This window comes from Massilia sp. ZL223 (genome assembly GCF_018119395.1).
In the GTDB taxonomy this organism is placed as follows: Bacteria; Pseudomonadota; Gammaproteobacteria; order Burkholderiales; family Burkholderiaceae_D; genus Telluria.
Genome location: NZ_JAGPWD010000018.1, coordinates 80,831 through 98,713, shown reverse-complemented (window position 1 = coordinate 98,713; position 17,883 = coordinate 80,831). Strand labels below are relative to the sequence as shown.

At 66.1% G+C, this 17,883-nt stretch carries 13 protein-coding genes; 4 read left to right on the top strand and 9 right to left on the bottom strand.

From position 1 onward, the window contains the following. The 9 genes from KBW95_RS13080 to tssA all read right to left on the bottom strand — a co-directional run. A partial coding sequence (locus tag KBW95_RS13080; protein ID WP_211528445.1) for an AAA family ATPase occupies positions 1–1,024 on the bottom strand: 1,024 nt, incomplete at its 3' end. Positions 1,025–1,036: 12 nt separating this feature from the next. Next, entirely contained in the window at positions 1,037–2,053 is a 1,017-nt protein-coding gene (gene tssG, locus KBW95_RS13075) for a type VI secretion system baseplate subunit TssG (protein WP_211528444.1), read from the bottom strand. Continuing rightward, positions 2,038–3,906: a type VI secretion system baseplate subunit TssF gene (gene tssF / locus KBW95_RS13070; protein ID WP_211528443.1), complete on the bottom strand. Its 1,869-nt coding sequence runs from the start codon at positions 3,904–3,906 to the stop codon at positions 2,038–2,040. The genes tssG and tssF overlap by 16 nt, the downstream gene beginning before the upstream one ends. After that, on the bottom strand, positions 3,903–4,415 hold the full coding sequence (tssE, locus tag KBW95_RS13065) for a type VI secretion system baseplate subunit TssE (protein ID WP_211528442.1): 513 nt from the start codon (positions 4,413–4,415) through the stop codon (positions 3,903–3,905). Before tssE ends, tssF begins: the two co-directional genes overlap by 4 nt. Continuing rightward, entirely contained in the window at positions 4,408–5,229 is an 822-nt protein-coding gene (locus KBW95_RS13060; RefSeq protein WP_211528441.1) for a type VI secretion system accessory protein TagJ, read from the bottom strand. The genes tssE and KBW95_RS13060 overlap by 8 nt, the downstream gene beginning before the upstream one ends. Before the next feature lie 106 nt (positions 5,230–5,335). Next, complete coding sequence (locus KBW95_RS13055) at positions 5,336–5,824, bottom strand: type VI secretion system tube protein Hcp (protein WP_211528440.1); 489 nt, start codon at positions 5,822–5,824, stop codon at positions 5,336–5,338. 99 nt (positions 5,825–5,923) lie between these two features. Continuing rightward, complete coding sequence (gene tssC, locus KBW95_RS13050; protein ID WP_211528439.1) at positions 5,924–7,411, bottom strand: type VI secretion system contractile sheath large subunit; 1,488 nt, start codon at positions 7,409–7,411, stop codon at positions 5,924–5,926. Further along, the gene (gene tssB, locus KBW95_RS13045) at positions 7,404–7,943 is read right to left on the bottom strand and encodes a type VI secretion system contractile sheath small subunit (protein WP_211528438.1); all 540 of its coding nucleotides are present in this window, start codon (positions 7,941–7,943) and stop codon (positions 7,404–7,406) included. The genes tssC and tssB overlap by 8 nt, the downstream gene beginning before the upstream one ends. A 79-nt stretch (positions 7,944–8,022) precedes the next feature. Next, positions 8,023–9,084, bottom strand: a complete 1,062-nt coding sequence (tssA, locus tag KBW95_RS13040; RefSeq protein WP_211528437.1) for a type VI secretion system protein TssA — start codon at positions 9,082–9,084, stop codon at positions 8,023–8,025. Between the two features lie 882 nt (positions 9,085–9,966). Here tssA and KBW95_RS13035 point away from each other — a divergent pair. From KBW95_RS13035 to mrtJ, 4 genes are read left to right on the top strand one after another with little or no spacing between them, the layout of a single operon-like run. Beyond that, entirely contained in the window at positions 9,967–12,246 is a 2,280-nt protein-coding gene (locus tag KBW95_RS13035) for a hypothetical protein (protein WP_211528436.1), read from the top strand. A 28-nt stretch (positions 12,247–12,274) separates the two neighbouring features. Continuing rightward, a complete protein-coding gene (locus KBW95_RS13030; RefSeq protein WP_211528435.1) occupies positions 12,275–13,603 on the top strand; it encodes an OmpA family protein in 1,329 nt (442 codons plus the stop codon). Positions 13,604–13,663: 60 nt separating this feature from the next. Beyond that, entirely contained in the window at positions 13,664–17,416 is a 3,753-nt protein-coding gene (locus tag KBW95_RS13025; RefSeq protein ID WP_211528434.1) for a choice-of-anchor D domain-containing protein, read from the top strand. Next, positions 17,413–17,844: a JDVT-CTERM system glutamic-type intramembrane protease gene (gene mrtJ, locus KBW95_RS13020; RefSeq protein ID WP_211528433.1), complete on the top strand. Its 432-nt coding sequence runs from the start codon at positions 17,413–17,415 to the stop codon at positions 17,842–17,844. The genes KBW95_RS13025 and mrtJ overlap by 4 nt, the downstream gene beginning before the upstream one ends. Positions 17,845–17,883 lie beyond the last annotated feature (39 nt).

The window sequence follows — 17,883 nt, the reverse complement described above, 5'->3', positions numbered from 1 at the left end:
CCGCGCCCCCGGTCCCCCCCCCCCCCCCCGCCCAGGGCGGGGGGGGGCGCGGGGGGGGGGGGGCCCCGCGGGCGCCGACCAGGGTGTGGGTCTCGTCGATGAACAGGATGACCGGCCGGCTGCTGGCCTGCACCTCGTCGATGACGGAGCGCAGGCGCTGCTCGAATTCGCCCTTCATGCTGGCCCCGGCCTGCAGCAGGCCGACGTCGAGCGCGCGCAGCTCGACGTCCTTGAGCATTGGCGGCACGTCGCCGCGCGCGATGCGCTGGGCGAATCCTTCGACCACGGCGGTCTTGCCGACGCCCGCCTCGCCGATCATGATCGGATTGTTCTGGCGCCGCCGCATCAGGATGTCCACCATCTGGCGGATCTCGTCGTCGCGCCCGACGATCGGGTCCATCTTGCCGCTCCTGGCCTGCTCGGTCAGGTCGACCGTGAATTTCTTCAATGCCTCCTGCTTCCCCATCGCGGCCGGCGCGATGGCCCCGCTGGCCTCGCCGGGCGCCGCCCCGCCTCCGGTGTAGCCGTCCGTGGCCGCCATCTGCGCCTCGGGCGACGCGCCCAGCAGCCTGGCGAAGTTTTCGCACAGGTCTTCCAGCCTGATGTGCTCGAACTGCTTCGAGATCCCGTACAAGGCATTGCGCAGGCCGGTCGATTTGAGCATCCCGACCACCAGGTGGCCCGAGCGGATCTGTGTTTCCCCGAACATCAGCGTGCCGTACACCCAGGCGCGCTCGACCGTTTCCTCCAGCTGCGAGGACAGGTCGCTGACCGAAGCGGCGCCGCGCGGCAAGCGATCGAGCGCCGCCACCAGGTCGCGCGCCAGGGCTGCGGCATCCAGATCGTACTGTTTCACGATTCGGCCCAGGTCGGAATCGGGCAGTTGCAGCAGCTGGTGCAGCCAGTGCGCCACCTCGACATAGGGGTTGCCGCGCAGCTTGCAGAATACGGTGGCGCTCTCGATCGCCCGGTAGCACAGGCTGTTCAGCTTTCCAAACAACGCAACACGGCTGATGTCGGCCATGATCGTCCTTCCTCAAGGTTGGGATTCGATGACGCTGCGGCTGATCCGCAACTGGTCGGGGTCGCGCAGCGGCGCGGCGCCGGCCACCCAGGTGCTCCATCCAAGCCTGGCCGGCCCGCCCAAGCGCAGCGGCGGTACCTCGGTCTTCTTCAGGACCAGCTGAACCTCCCAGTCGAGCGCCAGCCCGCAATACATCCGGATCCAGGCCAGCAGCCGTTTCAGGCTGCTTCCGCCGGGCAGGAAGCGCTGGTAGTCCTGGTAGCCGAGCGGGCCGATCACGATCCTGAACCGGTTCTGGCAATCCCAGGCCCGGCAGCCCAGCACCATCGAGCGTCCCAGGCGGTTGTCCCGTTCGGAGGCGCCGATGCGGCTCAGGATGGTGTCCGGAAGCCTCATCCAGTGCCCGGCGAACTGTTCGATGCGAACGGGAAGCCGGAAGTATTCGCGCAGGATGCTGGCCAGGCCCGAGGCCGGGCGCGCCCGGTTGGCCAGCAGGCCGGCGAAGTGCAGCTTGGCGAAGTCCCCGATCTCGTCGCGATCGCGCAGGCCGGGAGAACCAATGCCGAACAGGCTCCCGACAAAGACGGAATAGCGGTCGCCGTCTTGCCGGTCGAGGCTGATGACCGGCTCCGCGCTGGCGCGCGCGCGGTAGAACAGGCACAGCATCCTGTGGTGGAAGACATCGAGGAAGGCCTGCAGGGTGGGATCGCCCGCATGGCGCAGCCTGTCGCGCACGTATTCGGTGAGATGGCGGGGCAAGGGTCCGTTCGCGCCGAGCAGGCCGAGGAAGTTCACCGCCAGGCGCGCGCGGCTCTTCCCACCGGCACGCCGGTATCCGCCCAAGGCGGCCGGGTGGAAAGCCAGACCGGGATCCTGTCCGAGCCGCACGGCATCCTCGCGCGGCCGCAAGGAAGCGCCGATGCGCGGCAAGTCCGGGCGGGCGTTCTCGATCAGCCGCAGCACTTGGAAGAAGTCCATGTCGGCCACCCGCCGCTCCAGCTCGGCGTCGAGCGCTACAGGATCGCGCATGTACCTCCCCTGGCTGGCCAACGCATGATCGCGCCGCGCCCGAGCGTATTGATCACCGTTTCGGTGAACGAGTTGAACGACACGTACTCCGCAAGGAACTCCGCCAGCACGGCTCCCAGCAGGAATGCCCCCGCGCCCTCGAAGGCGGCGTCGTCGAGCAAGACGCTGACTTCGATGCCGCGTCCGAAGGTGATCGGCCCCGGCGACGGCATGCGCCGCGTGACCGCCTTCGACGAGATCGACCGCAAGCCCTCCACCTGGCGCTGGGCGTACACATCGCCAGGATGGCAATACAGCGCCAGCATTTCGCGCATGGCTGCGGCGCCCTGTTGCGGATCGGTGTCGAGCAGCGACAGGTAGTTCAGCGAAAGGTGGTTCAGCAGGCGCCAGGCGACGGCGCCTTCCGCGAACGAAGGACGCGGCGCACTGGGCCCGGCGACGCAGCGCACCGCACTGACCGGCGCCCCGGCCTCGAGCAGGAAGTCGGTCTTGCCGGCGCCGGTCGGCATGGTCAACGGAAGGTCGCGGTTGGTGCACCATACCGTCAGTCCCAGCTGGCGCAGCTCCGTGCTGTGCGGCGCGTTGGCCGCGTCGACGATGGAAATGAAGGTTTCGCTGCCTACATAGCTCGAACGCGGCCCGGCCTGGCGCTGGCGTTGCGACAGCAGCCTCGGCTCGCGCCGGATCTGGTAGTAGGCCTGGTCCCGGTCGGGGACCCCGAGATCGCGGGCCGTGTAGAAAGGCCGGAAGGCCTGCTCGGCGCCCGGACCGCTGCCGTAGCCGGTGACCGAGGATACCTGGAAGACCTCATAGTCCATCGGCCGGGTGCGGTCGACCAGCACGTGGTACTCGAGCTGGTCGCCGGACAGGTTGATGCGGTCCGCCCGGCGCTCGAACAGGTTGACGACCGGGGTGCAGTGCAGCGCGAAGTGCACGGTATCGACGGTTTTCTCAAGCTGAGGATCGCCGCGGTTAAGGAGGATCGTGATCTCGATCTCCTTGTCCGGGCAGTGGCGCAGCCCCGCCTGCAGTCCGCACAGGTCGACGAACTGGAAGCGCTGCGGGAAGGCGAAATACTCCTGCAGCAGCCGGTAGCCCGAGAAACTGCGGCCATCGGCAGGTAGCAGCGCATCCTCCTGGGCGAAGCCGCGCGCCCGCAGCGCGTCGCGCGGCAACATGGCGTGCCAGCCGATGGGGCGCCCCACCGGGGTCACCAGCACGCCTTCGACGCTGCCCAACAGGATTTCGTAGAGCCTGAGCGGCAGCGCGTCGGCGCCGCGCAGGTAGAGACAGAGCCGGTCCAGCGGCAGGTCGCGGAAGGCCGCGGCCGTGGTGCGCAGGCGCAGCCGGATGCCGGCCTTGACCGCAGGCGGCAGGGCAAGGCCGGCCTGCGCGCCGCCGATGGTGAAGAACCTGGCTTCCGCCAGCTCGACCGGCCAGAGCGTCAGCGAGTGAGCGCTGCGGTACTCGCAGGCGGTGTTGTCGTCCTTGCCGAGGACGCTGCGCATGGCGCTGCCGCGCTCGATGACGAAGCCCTTCTGGAGCGCCGGATTGCTCAAGTCCGGCTGCAGCTGCGCCACCGCCATCGACGGCGTCGGCGCCAGGATTTGGGGATACACCAGCTCCGTCAGGTGCTGGGTAAAGCGCGGGAATTCGGCGTCGATCTTCATCTGGACCCGCGCGGCAAGGAAACTGAAGCCCTCCAGCAAGCGCTCGACGTAGGGATCCGCGCATTCGAAGCTGCCGAGTCCCAGCCTGCCGGCGATCTTGGGATAGTCCTGGGCGAATTCGCCGCCCATCTCGCGCAGGTGCTGGAGCTCCTGGCTGTAGTAGCGCAGGAAGCGCGGGTTCATGCCAGGCTCCTGGCGCCGGTCTCGGCCAGGGTGACGCTGCCGTGCTCCAGGTCGAGTTCCGTCCTGAGGTACAGGCGTTCGGGATAAGGCTGGGCCCACATGTCCGCTTCGATCTCGAAGCTGATCTTGTTATGCCCGGCGCTGTCCGCGGGCAGGGCCCGGACCGACACCGTCGAACGGATCAGGCGCGGCTCGAAGTCCCAGATCGCCTGGCGGATCGCACGCTCGAGCCGGGACAGGTTGAGGTTCGCGATCGAGTTGCCGGACAGGTCGGGCAGTCCGTAATTCAGCACCGAGCTGGCGACGTGCGGGAGCCTCGGAGCGTCGGCTGCCAACAGCAGGCAAGTCGTGTTGAACAGCCAGGCCAGGTCGCGCAAGACGCAGTTGCGCAGCGCGCGCAGGGACAGCACCCGGCGTTCACGCGATTCCGACTCGCTGTCCGGCTCGTCGTCGGTCAGGCGGTCGAGCAGCGAGGGCTGGAGCCGCTCGCAGGGCGCCAGGTCAGCCATTGTTCACCGCGTCGCCGCCGCCGGCGGGAAGTTCGGCGCCCGGCACCGCGTCCAGCACGATCCGGCGGGTGTCCATCAAAGGATGGTCGCCGGCATCGCTCACCAGCAAGCGCTGGCCGCGCGGCACCTCGTCCACCCAATCGGTGCGCCGCGCCATCAGCAGTTCGCCGTCGGCGACGGCCGGGGTGACGCTGTAGCGGGTCGGGATCAGGCCCACGGTGGTGGCCCCGTTGGTCCAGGTAAAGGTGGCCGCGGTCCAGACGATATCGCGCAAGTCAGACGGCGGCTCGAGCTCGACACTGGCGATCCGGCACAAGGGAATCCAGAAATAGCGGCCGTTGACGATCGCTTCCAGCACCGGGCCCAGGCGCATGTCGGCGTCGGCCAGCCAGGTGAACGGCTGGCCGTCGATGCTGCCGGGCGATGCCGGGGCTGCGGCCAGTGCCTGCTCGCGCGCCTGTGCCGCCCGCTCCGGCTGCGCAGCTTCATAGCTGAGGGCGTCGATCAGCTGGGCCAGCCACGGCTGCGGCTCGCCGAAGATGACCGGCGCGCGCTTGCCCGCGAAGATCTCGGCGCGCAAGGCTTCGCACTGGATCGCCGGGCGGTAGGTCTGCACCATGGGCAGGGCCGCCACATCGAGCTCGGCCACCACGTTCAGCTGGGTCAAGGCCCTGCTCCACTGGCCCATGACGGCCAGCAACTGGAACAGGAAGATGCGCAGCCTGGCGTCGGCCGCATCCTTGCGCACCGCCTCCTGCAGCGCAGCCAGTGCTGCCTCAAGCTTCCCTTCACGAACGAGCTGTTGCGCAAGCATTCAAGTGCTCCCCGCCGCGTGGCGGCGTATGGATGGATGCCTCCGGCAGCTTGCCGGCACCGGCCCTCCCGCAGACGGAGAGGCTGGCGCCGGCAAGCTGCCGGACTCAGGCCACGTTGCCGTGGTTCTCAGCGATATTCCAGGTAAAGGACTTCTCCCCGGCGACCGTCCCCTTGCTGTCCTGTGGCGTGTAGCCGAACGTCACTTTCGCGAAATTGAGGGTGACGTTCTCGGTCAGCCGGTCCTCGCCGCCGCTGCCCCCGGTGGAGATCGAGGTCACCAGCACCTCTTCCATGGTGATGCCGATGTACTTCTGCTGCCCCTCCCCGGCCTTGCGCACCATGAGCGTGACCTTGGGCAGGTGGCTGCCCTTGGCCAGGGCGTTCATCAAGGCGTTCGACGAACTGTCGATGTACTTGGTGAAGGACAGGTCCTGGAAGTTGGCCTTGCCGGCGCCGCCGCCGCCGCCGGTGTGGGTGGTCCCCGACTGGCTCATGCCCCAGCTCCACGCAAGGATGTCGATCTTTTCCTTGTTTTCCTTGTCGCGCGACTCGCCCTTGATGGCGCCCATGTCGATGAACATATCTAATGCCATGTCACTCTCCTGTTATCGCCGCGGCCGATCGGCCCGGCATGGTTGTACATCCCCGCTCGCGAACGGCCCGCCCGCCCGCTCGGCATATGGATACTGGCCTCAGGCCTTCGCCGACGGCAGCCTGGACACGAGGCGCAACGACACGGTCAATCCTTCCAGCTGGTAGTGCGGCCGCAGGAAGAACTTGGACGTGTAATAGCCGGGATTGCCCTCGACCTCATCGAGAACGACCTCGGCGGCCGCCAGCGGCTTCTTCGCCTTGACGGATTCGCTCGAGGTGGCCGGGTCGCCGTCGACGTACTGCATGATCCATTTGGTCAGCCAGCGCTGCATGTCGTCCTTTTCCTTGAACGAGCCGAGTTTGTCGCGCACGATGCATTTCAGGTAGTGCGCGAAGCGGGTGGTGGCGAACAGGTAAGGCAGGCGCGCCGCCAGGTTGGCGTTCGCGGTGGCGTCCGGATCCTCGTACTCGGCCGGCTTGTGCACCGACTGGGCGCCGATGAAGGCGCCGAAGTTGGTGTTCTTCTTGTGCACGAGCGGCATGAAGCCATTGGCGGCCAGTTCCGCCTCGCGCCGGTCGGAGATCGCGATCTCGGTCGGGCACTGCATGTCGACGCCGCCGTCGTCGGTCGGGAAGGTATGGACCGGCAGGCCTTCGACGGCGCCGCCCGATTCGATGCCGCGGATGCGCGAACACCAGCCATACTCCTTGAACGAGCGGTTGATGTTGGCCGCCATGGCGTAGGCGGCGTTGGCCCAGGTGTAGTTCTTGCTGCCGGCAGCGGAGGTGTTCTCCTCGAAATCGAAGGCTTCGACCGGGTCGGTCTTGGCGCCGTAGGGCCGGCGCGCCAGGAAGCGCGGCATGGCCAGGGCAACATAGCGCGAATCCTCCGACTCCCGGAAGGCATTCCAGTCGGCGTGCTCCGGGGTCTGGAACAGCTTGGTGAGGTCGCGCGGGTTGGCCAGTTCCTGCCACGACTCCATCAGCATCACGGAAGGCGCGGCCCCCGCGATGAATGGCGCATGGGCGGCGGCCGCGACCTGGGCCATCGACGCCAGGAGCTCGACGTCAGGGGCGCTGTTGTCGAAATAATAGTCCCCCACGATCGCGCCGTAGGGCTTCCCGCCGAACTGGCCGAACTCCTCTTCGTAGATCTTCTTGAAGATCGGGCTCTGGTCCCAGGCCTTCCCTTCGTATTTCTTGAGTGTCTTGCCCAGTTCCTTCTTCGAGATGTTCAGGACACGGATCTTCAGCATCTCGTCCGTCTCGGTGTTGTTGACGAGGTAGTGCAGGCCGCGCCACGCGGACTCGAGGGCCTGGAACTCGGGAGCGTGCAGGATCACGTTGATCTGCTCGCTCAGTTTTTCATCTAGCGCGGCGATCATTTTCTCGATCGTCACGAGGACATCTCCAGGAATCAGCTTGGTATCGTGGAGAGCCTGCTCCGCAAGCGTGCGGATGGCCTTCTCGACCGAGTCCTTGGCCTTGTCCGACTGCGGCTTGAATTCCTTCTGCAGCAGGCTGCCGAAATCGCTCAGTTCGAGCGCGCCGCCTTGTTGTTCGGTACGTTCCTGTAGTTCAGCCATGGTGTTCTCCACTCTGTTCGTCGGCGTCCTGGGGCTTTGGCGCCGAGGCCAGGGCCTGCATGAGGCCACGGTCGGCGAGCAGCTTGGCAATCAGGTCTTCGGCGCCGGATTTGCCGTCCATGTAGGTGAGCAGGTTGGACAGCTGGGTGCGCGCCTCGAGCAGCTGGTTGAGCGCTCCGACCTTCTTTGCGATGGCTGCCGGCGTGAAGTCCTCCATGCTCTCGAAGACCATCTCGACCGCGAGATTGCCCTCCTTGGTCAGTGTGTTCGGCACCTGCATCGCGACGCGCGGTTTCATCGCCTTCATGCGATCGTCGAAATTGTCGATGTCGATCTCCAGGAACTTGCGATCGGCGACCGGCGGCAGCGGACTTGCCGGCTGCCCGGACAGGTCGGCCATGACGCCCATCACGAACGGCAGCTGGATCTTCTTTTGCGCACCGTAGACTTCGACGTCGTACTCGATCTGCACGCGCGGCGCGCGATTGCGTGCGACGAACTTCTGGCTACTCTCTTTGGCCACGATTGACATCCCCCATGAATGAACGACAGGTTGGTCCGGTTGCAGGCCGGATGAACTTCCATCCCCCGGGCTTCACCGCTATATACTTCTAAGCATCGCTGTCCTGCTTCGACATGTCCGGACCGCGAATCACCGCCAGCTGCGCGACGCCGTCCGGCGCCAGGTCTTGCATGATCTGGAAAAAATCCATCGGCACCAGCCGCTTGGCCCGCTCGAGCAGGATCGGAATGGGACTCGATGGTTCGTTGCAGTGGTAGTACTGCACCAGGCGGTCGAGCATGCGCAGTACGTCGTCGCGGCTGGTGATCGTTGCGCCCCCGGCCGTCTGGGCGGTGCGCGGCGCGGCGTCGGCAGCGGAAGCCCCGGTGCCCGCGGCGGCCAAGCCGTCGGCCGGCGCCGCGGCGGGCGCGGTTTTCTGCTGGCGCGCGAGGAACTCGTGGGCCTTGCGCAGCGGCCGGGTCAACCCCTCCAGATTCAGCGCCCGGGCGCGGCCAACCTGGCGCACCAGGATCTGCTCGATGTTCACTACGGCACTCAGCGTCCGGCCAAGCGCATCGACTGCGGCCGCTATCTCGTCCTGGGCGAGATCGGCGATCGCGCGTTCGAAGGACTCGATCCCGATTTTCGCTTGTCCGTCCGGTGGCGGCAGTTCGCCGGTGGCGACCTCCAGCGACTTGATCGTGAGCGGGCCGAGGCCCGGCAGCGTCACTAGCGTCGCTTCCTTCAGCTCGCGCACCAGGGTTGCGGTATCCGACAGGATCGCAAGGGAATTGATGCGCTGCGTCGGATCGTCGTTATCGCTGGCGTCGAGCATGGGGTGCACGCTTTCCCAGCGTGCGTCGAGCAGGCGCTCGATCAGCGAGATAGGATCGGCGAGGCCGGGGACGCCCTGCAGGGCCAGGTTGGCGCGCGCCAAGTGGATGGCGAGGCGCAGATCGCGGCTGCGGTGCAGCAGTTCGACGGCCTGGCGGCGCACAGCCTTCCAGTCCGGCGGGACCGCAGGAGTGATCGTGCCGCCGTACTGCACCTCCGGTTTGCCAAGGGTTTCGCGCGTCAGCGCCTTGAATGCCGGATCGTATTCCAGGTTCGGCCCGCAGGGCGCCCCTGAATCGACTTCCAGCAGCAAGGCATCGACGTCGAGTGTACTCATCCCATGCTCCGAATCATGTTGCGTTTGCAAACCATGGCCGAAACGGCGTAGCCGCACACGCGCACGGTGAACATGTGCGCGCCGTCTGGATGGCGCCCAGCCTGACTTTGAAGCTTCGCCGGGAGATCTTGGACAGGACAAATATTAAACCAAGAATCAACAAATAGTGCAGAAATATTATCTTTTCTGCCGGCGTAGAGTTGGTTTTTTAGACACAACCGAAACCGGACCCAGTCGTTTCGTCTTAACCATCCAAGTAGGAGTCGTCTCACAAATTCATGCCCGGAGAGGGCCTCTTACCAAGCTCCGCGCCTATGTGTCGCTCATGCTTTACAGTCGCGTATTGGTTTCGCAGGGCAAAACATCTGGCTATTGATGTGTTCGACGTGCTCTAAGACAGCACAGACAAAACTGCCGAAAAGCTGTCAAACCGACACTTTTTTGCCCGTCGCACTGCGAGTTTTCTACCCAATTCCCTCACATTTGTAGCAATACGACCACAATCCCATATCCGGGAGCCTGTCTGAATTCGGCATTTCACCTGAGGCAACATTCCTGAGCTGCCTCGACCGTCTCTTACTGCTGAGGTTGTTTGAGCACCACAGGTAAAAAATTTTCTATCTCTTTCGGTTACATAGCGTAGTATTCTTCCTACGTTGCTAATATTGCATCTGTTCGGTGAAGAAGGCGAATGTTGCTGTTTGGAATCGGCTAGTCGCTCGGCTGCGCCATATGGTCCTTGCAGCGAGCCAGCCGGATTTCCGGAGGACGGCATATACCGCCAGTTACAACGCCGTGGACGTGCTGCAGACGTCGAGGCAGCGCACGAAGACGACCAAGGCCCATGCAGGGCTAGAGCCGAGTTAGGGGAGAGGTGATCCGATGAACGCTTGTCATCCCTGGAACTGCCGTCGCAAGGCAGCCGGTCCAACAACGGTACTTGCGCTGTTGACGGCTGCGGTGCTCGCAGCCTGCGGCGGAAGCGGCGGCGGGAGCAGCACGACGGGCAGCACCGGAAGCATGGCGGACAGCGGCCCGTCAAGGACTGCCCTGCGCGTCGAAGCCTCGGATGCCGATGGCGACGATCTGCGCTACGAATGGCGGGTCACCGGGGGAACGATCGAGAACCGCAACGCGCGCGAGACCGTGTGGACCATGCCCGATGGACCGGGACTGCATTTCGCGTACGTCATGATCTCTGATGGCAAGGGCGGCTATGTGGAACGGCAGTACGCAGTCTCCACCGATCCGCTTGAGACCAAGGCGCCCGCCCGGTCGCCGCTCACGCTGGCGGAACCCGTTGTCAGCGATTTTTCAGGTGCGCCCATCCGGCTTCGCTTTGTAGCACCGGGCACGACCAGCTTCGCGGCGTCCGGCGGCGCCGCAGCGCGACGCACGGTCTACCTGCCCGACGTGCAGGTCCAAGTGGTCTCCGGAAGCGCGGTGGTGTTTAGCGGCACGTCGGACCTGAGGGGCGAAGTCAGTTTGCCCAAGCTCGATGCGGGTCAGGTGTACGACATCCAGTGCACCACCACGCAGGGCGTCGTCCTCGCAAACTGCCTTCCCGGCTTCGCCCCGCCCACTACCGCGACCGTTTTGCAGATCGAGCCGCCGCTGACGGCTGGTCGCAACTTGCGCCTGTTCGGCCACATTGCCTTGTCCGATGGGGGTGCCTGCGGAACGGAGAACGACTTCTTCGGCATGCAGCGTTCAGCGACGGTGCAGTTGCTCGAGGCGGACGGCACGCCCTATGGACCCGCACTGCGGGTGAACCGCTTCGGGGACTATGCGCTCGACGCCGCCGTCGCCACGCAAGCCCGGCTCAAGCTCCGGGTGCAATGCGAGGGGTACACCGCAACGCTCGACGTCCCGGCGCCGCCCTCTACCGGATATCTTAGCGACGCTCCAGTCGAACTCTCGCACCAGATACCGAACAGCCGCCCGCGGGTGGCGAAGCTGGTCGCCAACGGGCAGGACGGCAACGTACGTGGACAGATGGTGGAGCTGGAACTGGCCGGGGCGCAATCGCGGGAAATGCCGGACGCTGATCATTTCCTCACCTACAAGGGACGGGATACGCGTCTGAGCGCCTGCATGTACTACCGCTCGATCGGAGCGGCCAGCGGCTGCGACGCGCAAGGAAACATGACCGATGCGATCTCGTTCGACGACTGGAAGCGCAAGCATCGCTTCGCGCCCTTCGGTGGCAGCAATACCGAAGTCAGGGCGAATTACATCAACCGGTGGGACCTGAACCTGGTCCGCCGGATGGTCGCGACCAGCAACTCGCCGGATTCGATGGCCTTCTATGTGTGCAATCATCCGGGGCCTGATGGCAGCAGCCAGATCGAGATCGACCAGGTGCTCGACACGGGACTGAAGGGCGAAAACCAGGTCGCCTGCGTCGCGATGGAATGGACCAGCAGCCCCGGCGTCAACAACGGCGTCCCATTCACCAAGTTCCTGACTTTTGCCCCGAATGGCTCGCTCCTGCCCTCGATCAACCTCGACGGCCGCGGCGAGAAGTACATGCCGGGCGCCTGCGTCGCTTGCCACGGTGGCACCCAGTACAACGGCAGGTTCCCGGAGAAAGGCAACCCCTCGCCTTTCCTCGGCTCCCGCTTCTTGCCATTCGACACCGGCAACTACCTGTTCGGCTCCAGCGCTGCGCTGACGGAGCAGGCCCAGAGCGACGCACTGTACTTGCTCAACCAGATGGTGCGCGCCACCGAGAGGACCGGCGCCCAAGCGCCCGATTCTGCAACCACCCGCCTCATCGACGGCTGGTACGCCAGCGGCAAGACGCTCGACAAGGGCTACCTGCCCCCGGCCTGGCGTGTCGATGAAACGCAGTCCGCCACGGCGGGTGCTTCGAAGTTCTACCATGAAGTCATCGGTACCTCGTGCCGCACCTGCCACACGGCCCTGGGCGACAACTTCGACTGGGACAAGCGCGGTCCATTGGCGATGCGGAGCCTCTCCGCGACGCACGTGTGCGGCGGAACCCATGACCTCGCCAGGAACGCGAGCATGCCGAATGCGTTGGTGACCCGCAACAACATGGCGGCACGAGTCAAGGCCGATCCGGCACTGGCCGGATTGATGCGGACTTTCTTCGGATGCGATACGCCGCTACCCGATCCTGTCTATCCCAAACGCTAACCAATCGCCGGACGAAAGGACACCGATCATGAATCTGAGTATCTCGCTCGCGCTTTGCCGTCCCGACTGGCGCCCGGCCGCAGCCGCCATGGCGCTACTCGCAGGATGCTCGAGCCCGGCCACACCGTCCGCCGCAACGACCATCCCGCAGGCCAGCGAGAGTGCGCCCGCCACGGCAACCCAGGCAGCTGAACCGGTACAGAAGACGCTGGCGAATGCGCCGTCGCGACCCGTCCCGAACAACACTTTCGTCGCGCCGCCCCCGATTCCTTTCGAGGGCGCGGTCGCGCGCGCCGGGCAGGATCTGTTCGCGCAAGCCCGCGCCCAGCTGGGCGACGAGCCGCGCGCGCTGGTTGTAGACCCGCTAATCGACGCTAATACCGGCGGCCAGACGGTCAGTACCGCCCGCATGGGCGCCCAGCTCGAGTCGATCATCAATCAAGCGCATGACACCTGGTCGGTCAAACCACTTACCCGGCAGGCCCTCGCCGAGAAGCCGCTACTGCTGATCGGCACGCTGACGCCCGTGACCGTCGAGCGTTCGGTCGACAAGGTCCCGGACGCGTTCCGGGTCTGGCTCACGCTGATTGACCTGCGCACCGGCAAGGTGGTAGCCAAGCAGATCGACCGCGCCACGGTCGACTCGGTCAATCCGGAACCCCTCCCCTTCTACCGCGACAGCCCTACCTGGCACAAGGATAAGACCGTGTCCGGCTACATCAATTCGTGCCAGGTCAACACCAAGATCGGCGACCCTGCGGACCCCGATTACCTTGCCCGCCTCCCAGGTGCTGCGGTCGTCAACGAAGCCATTATTGCCTACGGCGAGGGGAAAATCCCGCTCGCCAACACGCTCTACAAGGAGGCCGAATCCCTGGCCGAGCCGGGCGACCTGCGGGTGTTGAACGGCCTTTATTTGACCAGCTGGCAGCTGGGCCAGCGCGAGGCTGCCCGGGAAGCGTTCGCCAAGCTGGTCGACTCCGGGCTCGAGGCCAAGCGCCTACCGGTCAAGATGCTGTTCCAGCCTGGCAAGACCACCTTCAATCAGGTCGGCGACCTGCCACAGCAGTACCAGATCTGGCTTAGCTCATTGGCCCAGGGAACCGGTAAAAAGGCCGCATGCGTCCGTATCGTCGGCCACACCAGCCGCACCGGCAGTGCGCGCGTCAACGAAAACCTGTCGCGCCAGCGCGCGGAGGCGGTGCAGCAGATGCTTGTCCAGCGCAATCGCAGCCTGAGCACGCGGTTGACGGCGGCGGGTGTCGGATCGAAAGAGGCGCTCGTGGGGCTGGGAACCGACGACCAGCGCGATGCGCTCGACCGGCGCGTCGAATTCAGGGTAGTGGACTGTATCTGAACCATGCTTGCGACGCTGCTTTGGCTTTGACTCAATTGCATGCGACATATGGAGAGCGCAATGATGGCGTTTTGGCAAAGAGGGATTGTCCGGATCCTGCACGTGCTGCTGGTGCTCGTGCTTGCCGGAGGCAGCCAGGTATCGTGGGCGACAGAGGCCACGCCTGACGCGACGAACGGGAGGTTCCTGTACCAAACGAAGGCGTATTCCGGATCGACGTGCATCAGCTGTCATGGTGGGACATCGACCTCATCGGGCATGACGGGCGGCAGCTACCAGCTGCGCTTCTTCAGCCCGACCAGCGCACCGGATTGGTGGGCCAACTCCTTATCGAACTTCCGCAATCGGCTAGTCCTGCAAGGAAGCGGACACCCGATGCACACGCTCGGGCAAGCCGCCAACTCAGGAGATTCCACTGCCCGGGACGAATCGGCCGACATCTACGCCTACTTGATTTCCGAGCGCAACCTGCGAAACCCTGTGATCGTCGCAGATGCCAAGATCACCAGTCCAGCCACCAAGGTCCTTGTCAACACTAACCTTACGTTCGACGGCAGCGCCAGTACCCCTGGCACCGGCGTGACCTACCAGTGGTCGGTGCGCAATCCAGGTAATGTAACCACGGTCTTGGACGCGAACGCGACGCAAAGCGTAAGCTTTCCGACTGCAGGGACATACCGCGTCACGCTCGTCGTGACCCCAACAGGCGGCACTGCTGATTCGGAATCGGTCGACATCACCGTATCTCCGCCGCCGAATGCCGTCATCACCTCGCCGACGTCCAAAGTGCTGATTGGCACCACCCTCACGATCAGCGGCAACAATAGCACCCCTGCCGGCGACATCACCTACCAGTGGTCGGTGCGCGATCCGGCCAACGCCACGACGAACTTGGGAACAAGCTCCGCCCAGGCCGTGACTTTCTCAACGGTGGGGACCTATCGCATCAGCCTTGCGGTGAAGCCGACTGGTCTCTCCGCCACCGATACCGAGTTCGTCGACATCACCGTGGTTGCGCCGCCGCAAGCGGTCATCAGCAGCCCAGCCACCAGCGTCGTGGCCGGTACTACCCTCACGATCAGCGGTAGCGCGAGCACACCGTCCGGCGGTCTCGCTTATCAATGGTCGATACGCCGCCCGGACAATACCACCGTGGCAGGGGGAACGGCTGCGACCCAGGATGTGACCTTCTCGGCTGTGGGCATGTACCGGATCACGCTCGCCGTTCAACCAACCGGCATCAGCGCGACCGACTCGACGTTCATCGACGTCGCAGTCACTGCCGCTACCCAGGCGAACATCGCTGCCCCTGCCACCAGCGTGGTCGCCGGCACCACACTGACGCTCGACGGCAGTGGCAGCACACCATCGACCGGCCTCAGCTACCAGTGGTCTGTGCGCAATCCGGCCGGCGCCACTTCCGTGGCAGGCACGGCGGCGACCCAGAACGTCACATTCTCGACAGCGGGAACGTATCGTGTGACGCTCACCGTCACCCCGACCGCGGGGGGAGCGCCCGCATCCGCATCCGTCGACATCAACGTCAGCGCCCCCCCTCCGGTCGTCGCGCAGGCGATCATCACCAGCCCCCCCACGAGCGTCGTGGTCGGCACTACCCTCACATTGAGTGGTACGACAAGCACCCCGGCCAACCAGGTCACCTACCAGTGGTCGGTACGTAATCCGGCCAACGTGACGACCACCGGCGGCACCGCCGCCACGCAAAACGTCACCTTCGCGACAGTTGGCACCTATCGCGTCACGCTGGCCGTGCAGCCGACGGCCGGCGGCAACGTCTCCACGACCTTCGCCGACATCGAGGTAACCCCGACCCCGGTGGTCCCCGCCCCGATCTACTCGCCGTCCGGCTTCGACGCCCTGGTACGGTTCGCCGCGGCCGCCAACAGCTCGCAGACGCTGTGCCCCACGATCCAGAACAGCGGCACGGCGCCCCTGACGCTCAGCGTCGCGGCGGTCCAGGCCGGCGGCAGCAGCGCCGACTTCTCGAACTATTTCGAATTGGGCGACAGCACCAGCTGCCCCGCGACGCCCCGCGCCTGCCTCACGAATGCGGCCGGCAGCCCGGTTTCCGGCACGACGACCCTGCAGCCGGCCTCCGATTCCGCCTGCACCCTGGCGCTGCGCTTCAACCCGGCCAAGCTCGGCGCGGCCGGCGGCATCGGCGTCCGGACCGCCACTTTGCGCGTCACCCACAACGCCCCATCGGGTACCGTGGTCGACGTCCCCATGAGCGGCAACGTGACGGCCGCGCCGCAGCCGGCCATCGGGCTGTTCACGAACCCCGGCGCGGACGCTAGCGGCCACGTGTCGCCGCCGGCCTTCGCCTCGCAGCCCGTCAGCTCGGCCAGCGCCCAGTGGAACGAGTTCCAGGTCTTCAACAGCGGGGATGCCGATGGCCTCGACCTTACCGAGCTTGCCAACAGCAATGCCCAGGAATTCGCGCTCACAGAGAACTGCGTGAACGCATCCCCGCTGGCACGGCTGAGCGCCGGTACCGAGCCAAGCTGCACGGTCGGCTTGCGCTTCACGCCCGGTGCCGTCGGCCAACGCTGCACCACGATCACGATCCGCGCCGCGGTGAGCAGCAATGGCGCGCAGAGCCGCCAGGTCTGCGGCACCGGCGTCGCGGCGCCCAGCGCCACGCTCGCCCTGTCGGCCGACGCCATCGACTTCGGCCGCCGGTTCATCAGCGCCTCCTATCCGCCGCGTCCGCTGGTGATCAGCAACGGTGTCGGCGCCACAGACAACCTGCAGATCAATGACGTGCGCCTGAGCGGTACAGGCTTCGCATTGCTGCCAGATTCCGGCAGCTCGCAGACGCCATGCGCCGGACGGACGCTGGCCCCTGGCGCCAGCTGCACCGTGCAGGTTCAGTTCACCCCCGATCCGACCCGGCCGGAGACGCCGTACAGCGCTTCGATCCAGATCGACAGCAACGACCGTAGCACGCCCCGGCGCACCGTCACCCTGGCGGCGGTCGCCGGCACGGTGGCGACGCCGCCAGTCCTGCAGACGCCGGGCACGCCGGCGCAGATCGAGTTCACCAGCGTCGTCATGGCCGGCCAGCAGTCCCAGCAACCCCTGTCGGTCCCCCTGCGCAACGCCGGCCCGGGCGCGGCCACCATCGAGACGATCCGCATGGTGGGCGCGGACGCCTCCAGCTTCAGCGCGAGCGGTTGCCAGGCCACCCTGCAGGAAGGCGATTCCTGCACCATCAGCGTGCGCTTCGTCCCGGGCAGCGGCGGCCTCAAGCGTGCCCAGCTGGAGGTCCTTTCCTCACGCAGCGTGGCGCCTCCGCTGATCACGGTGACCGGACGCGGCGTCGGCGGCTCCTCGGCCTTCCTCGCCGCCTCGGCCGCCAACCTCGCAATGGGCTCGGTGCGCGTCGGCGCACGCTCGGAGCCAGCCGAGGTGCGGCTCTCCAGTGGCGGCGACGGGGTGGTGCAGGTGACCGCGATCGAAGCCGGCGGTCCCTTCACCGTGCAGCCGAAGACCTGTCCCGCCCCTCCGTTCACGCTGCCGCGCGGCGGCGACTGCACGGTGACCGTCACCTTCACGCCCACCAATGCCGACGTAGCTACGGCTTCCCTGCGCGTCAGCACCGACGCCGGCGCCGTGACGGTACCGCTGACAGGCAGCGGCGCGCAGAGCGCCGAGGTTTCCAGCGGCGGCTGCTCGCTGGTCTCCGGCGACGCCCCATTCGATCCGACGCTGTTGACCCTGGTCGGTATGGCATTTGCCGCCCTGCTCTACCGGCATCGCGCGCGCGCAGCGCGCCGGCGTCAGCCGTGAAGAACGGCGCGTCACGGACGGCGGCGCCGGCCGCGGCGGGCATGCCGCTCGCTGCGGCGGGCCTGCTCGCGGCAGGGCTGGGGCTCGCAGCAGCCGGCCAGGACGTCCAGCACTTGGCGGTCCTGCTGGTGCTGTCGCCCCTGCTCGAGGAAACGGTGTTCCGCGCCGGCGTACAGGAAGTCCTGCGGCGCCGCTGGCCGGCCGCGCCCCGGCTAGCCATCGCCGGGACTGCGCTGGCCTTCGGGGCCGCCCATGCCCTGGTGCGCGCCGACGCCGCCGCGTTCGCCGTCGCGCTGCCGGCCCTGCTGATCGGGGCCGTGTACCAGCGCACCGGCCGGCTGCGCTATTGCATCGCGCTGCATGCCGCCATGAATGCCGCCTGGATGGGCTACACGGCCGCAGTTTCGTGGTTCCCAGGTATCCGCTAGCAGTGCCCGGTCAAACAAGTATTCGACAGAGAGGATCGT

Coding starts and splice junctions, on each gene's coding strand:
- tssG (WP_211528444.1), bottom strand. CDS start 2,053: ATGCGCGATCCTGTAGCGCTCGACGCCGAGCTGGAGCGGCGGGTGGCC.
- tssF (WP_211528443.1), bottom strand. CDS start 3,906: ATGAACCCGCGCTTCCTGCGCTACTACAGCCAGGAGCTCCAGCACCTG.
- tssE (WP_211528442.1), bottom strand. CDS start 4,415: ATGGCTGACCTGGCGCCCTGCGAGCGGCTCCAGCCCTCGCTGCTCGAC.
- KBW95_RS13060 (WP_211528441.1), bottom strand. CDS start 5,229: ATGCTTGCGCAACAGCTCGTTCGTGAAGGGAAGCTTGAGGCAGCACTG.
- KBW95_RS13055 (WP_211528440.1), bottom strand. CDS start 5,824: ATGGCATTAGATATGTTCATCGACATGGGCGCCATCAAGGGCGAGTCG.
- tssC (WP_211528439.1), bottom strand. CDS start 7,411: ATGGCTGAACTACAGGAACGTACCGAACAACAAGGCGGCGCGCTCGAA.
- tssB (WP_211528438.1), bottom strand. CDS start 7,943: ATGTCAATCGTGGCCAAAGAGAGTAGCCAGAAGTTCGTCGCACGCAAT.
- tssA (WP_211528437.1), bottom strand. CDS start 9,084: ATGAGTACACTCGACGTCGATGCCTTGCTGCTGGAAGTCGATTCAGGG.
- KBW95_RS13035 (WP_211528436.1), top strand. CDS start 9,967: ATGAACGCTTGTCATCCCTGGAACTGCCGTCGCAAGGCAGCCGGTCCA.
- KBW95_RS13030 (WP_211528435.1), top strand. CDS start 12,275: ATGAATCTGAGTATCTCGCTCGCGCTTTGCCGTCCCGACTGGCGCCCG.
- KBW95_RS13025 (WP_211528434.1), top strand. CDS start 13,664: ATGATGGCGTTTTGGCAAAGAGGGATTGTCCGGATCCTGCACGTGCTG.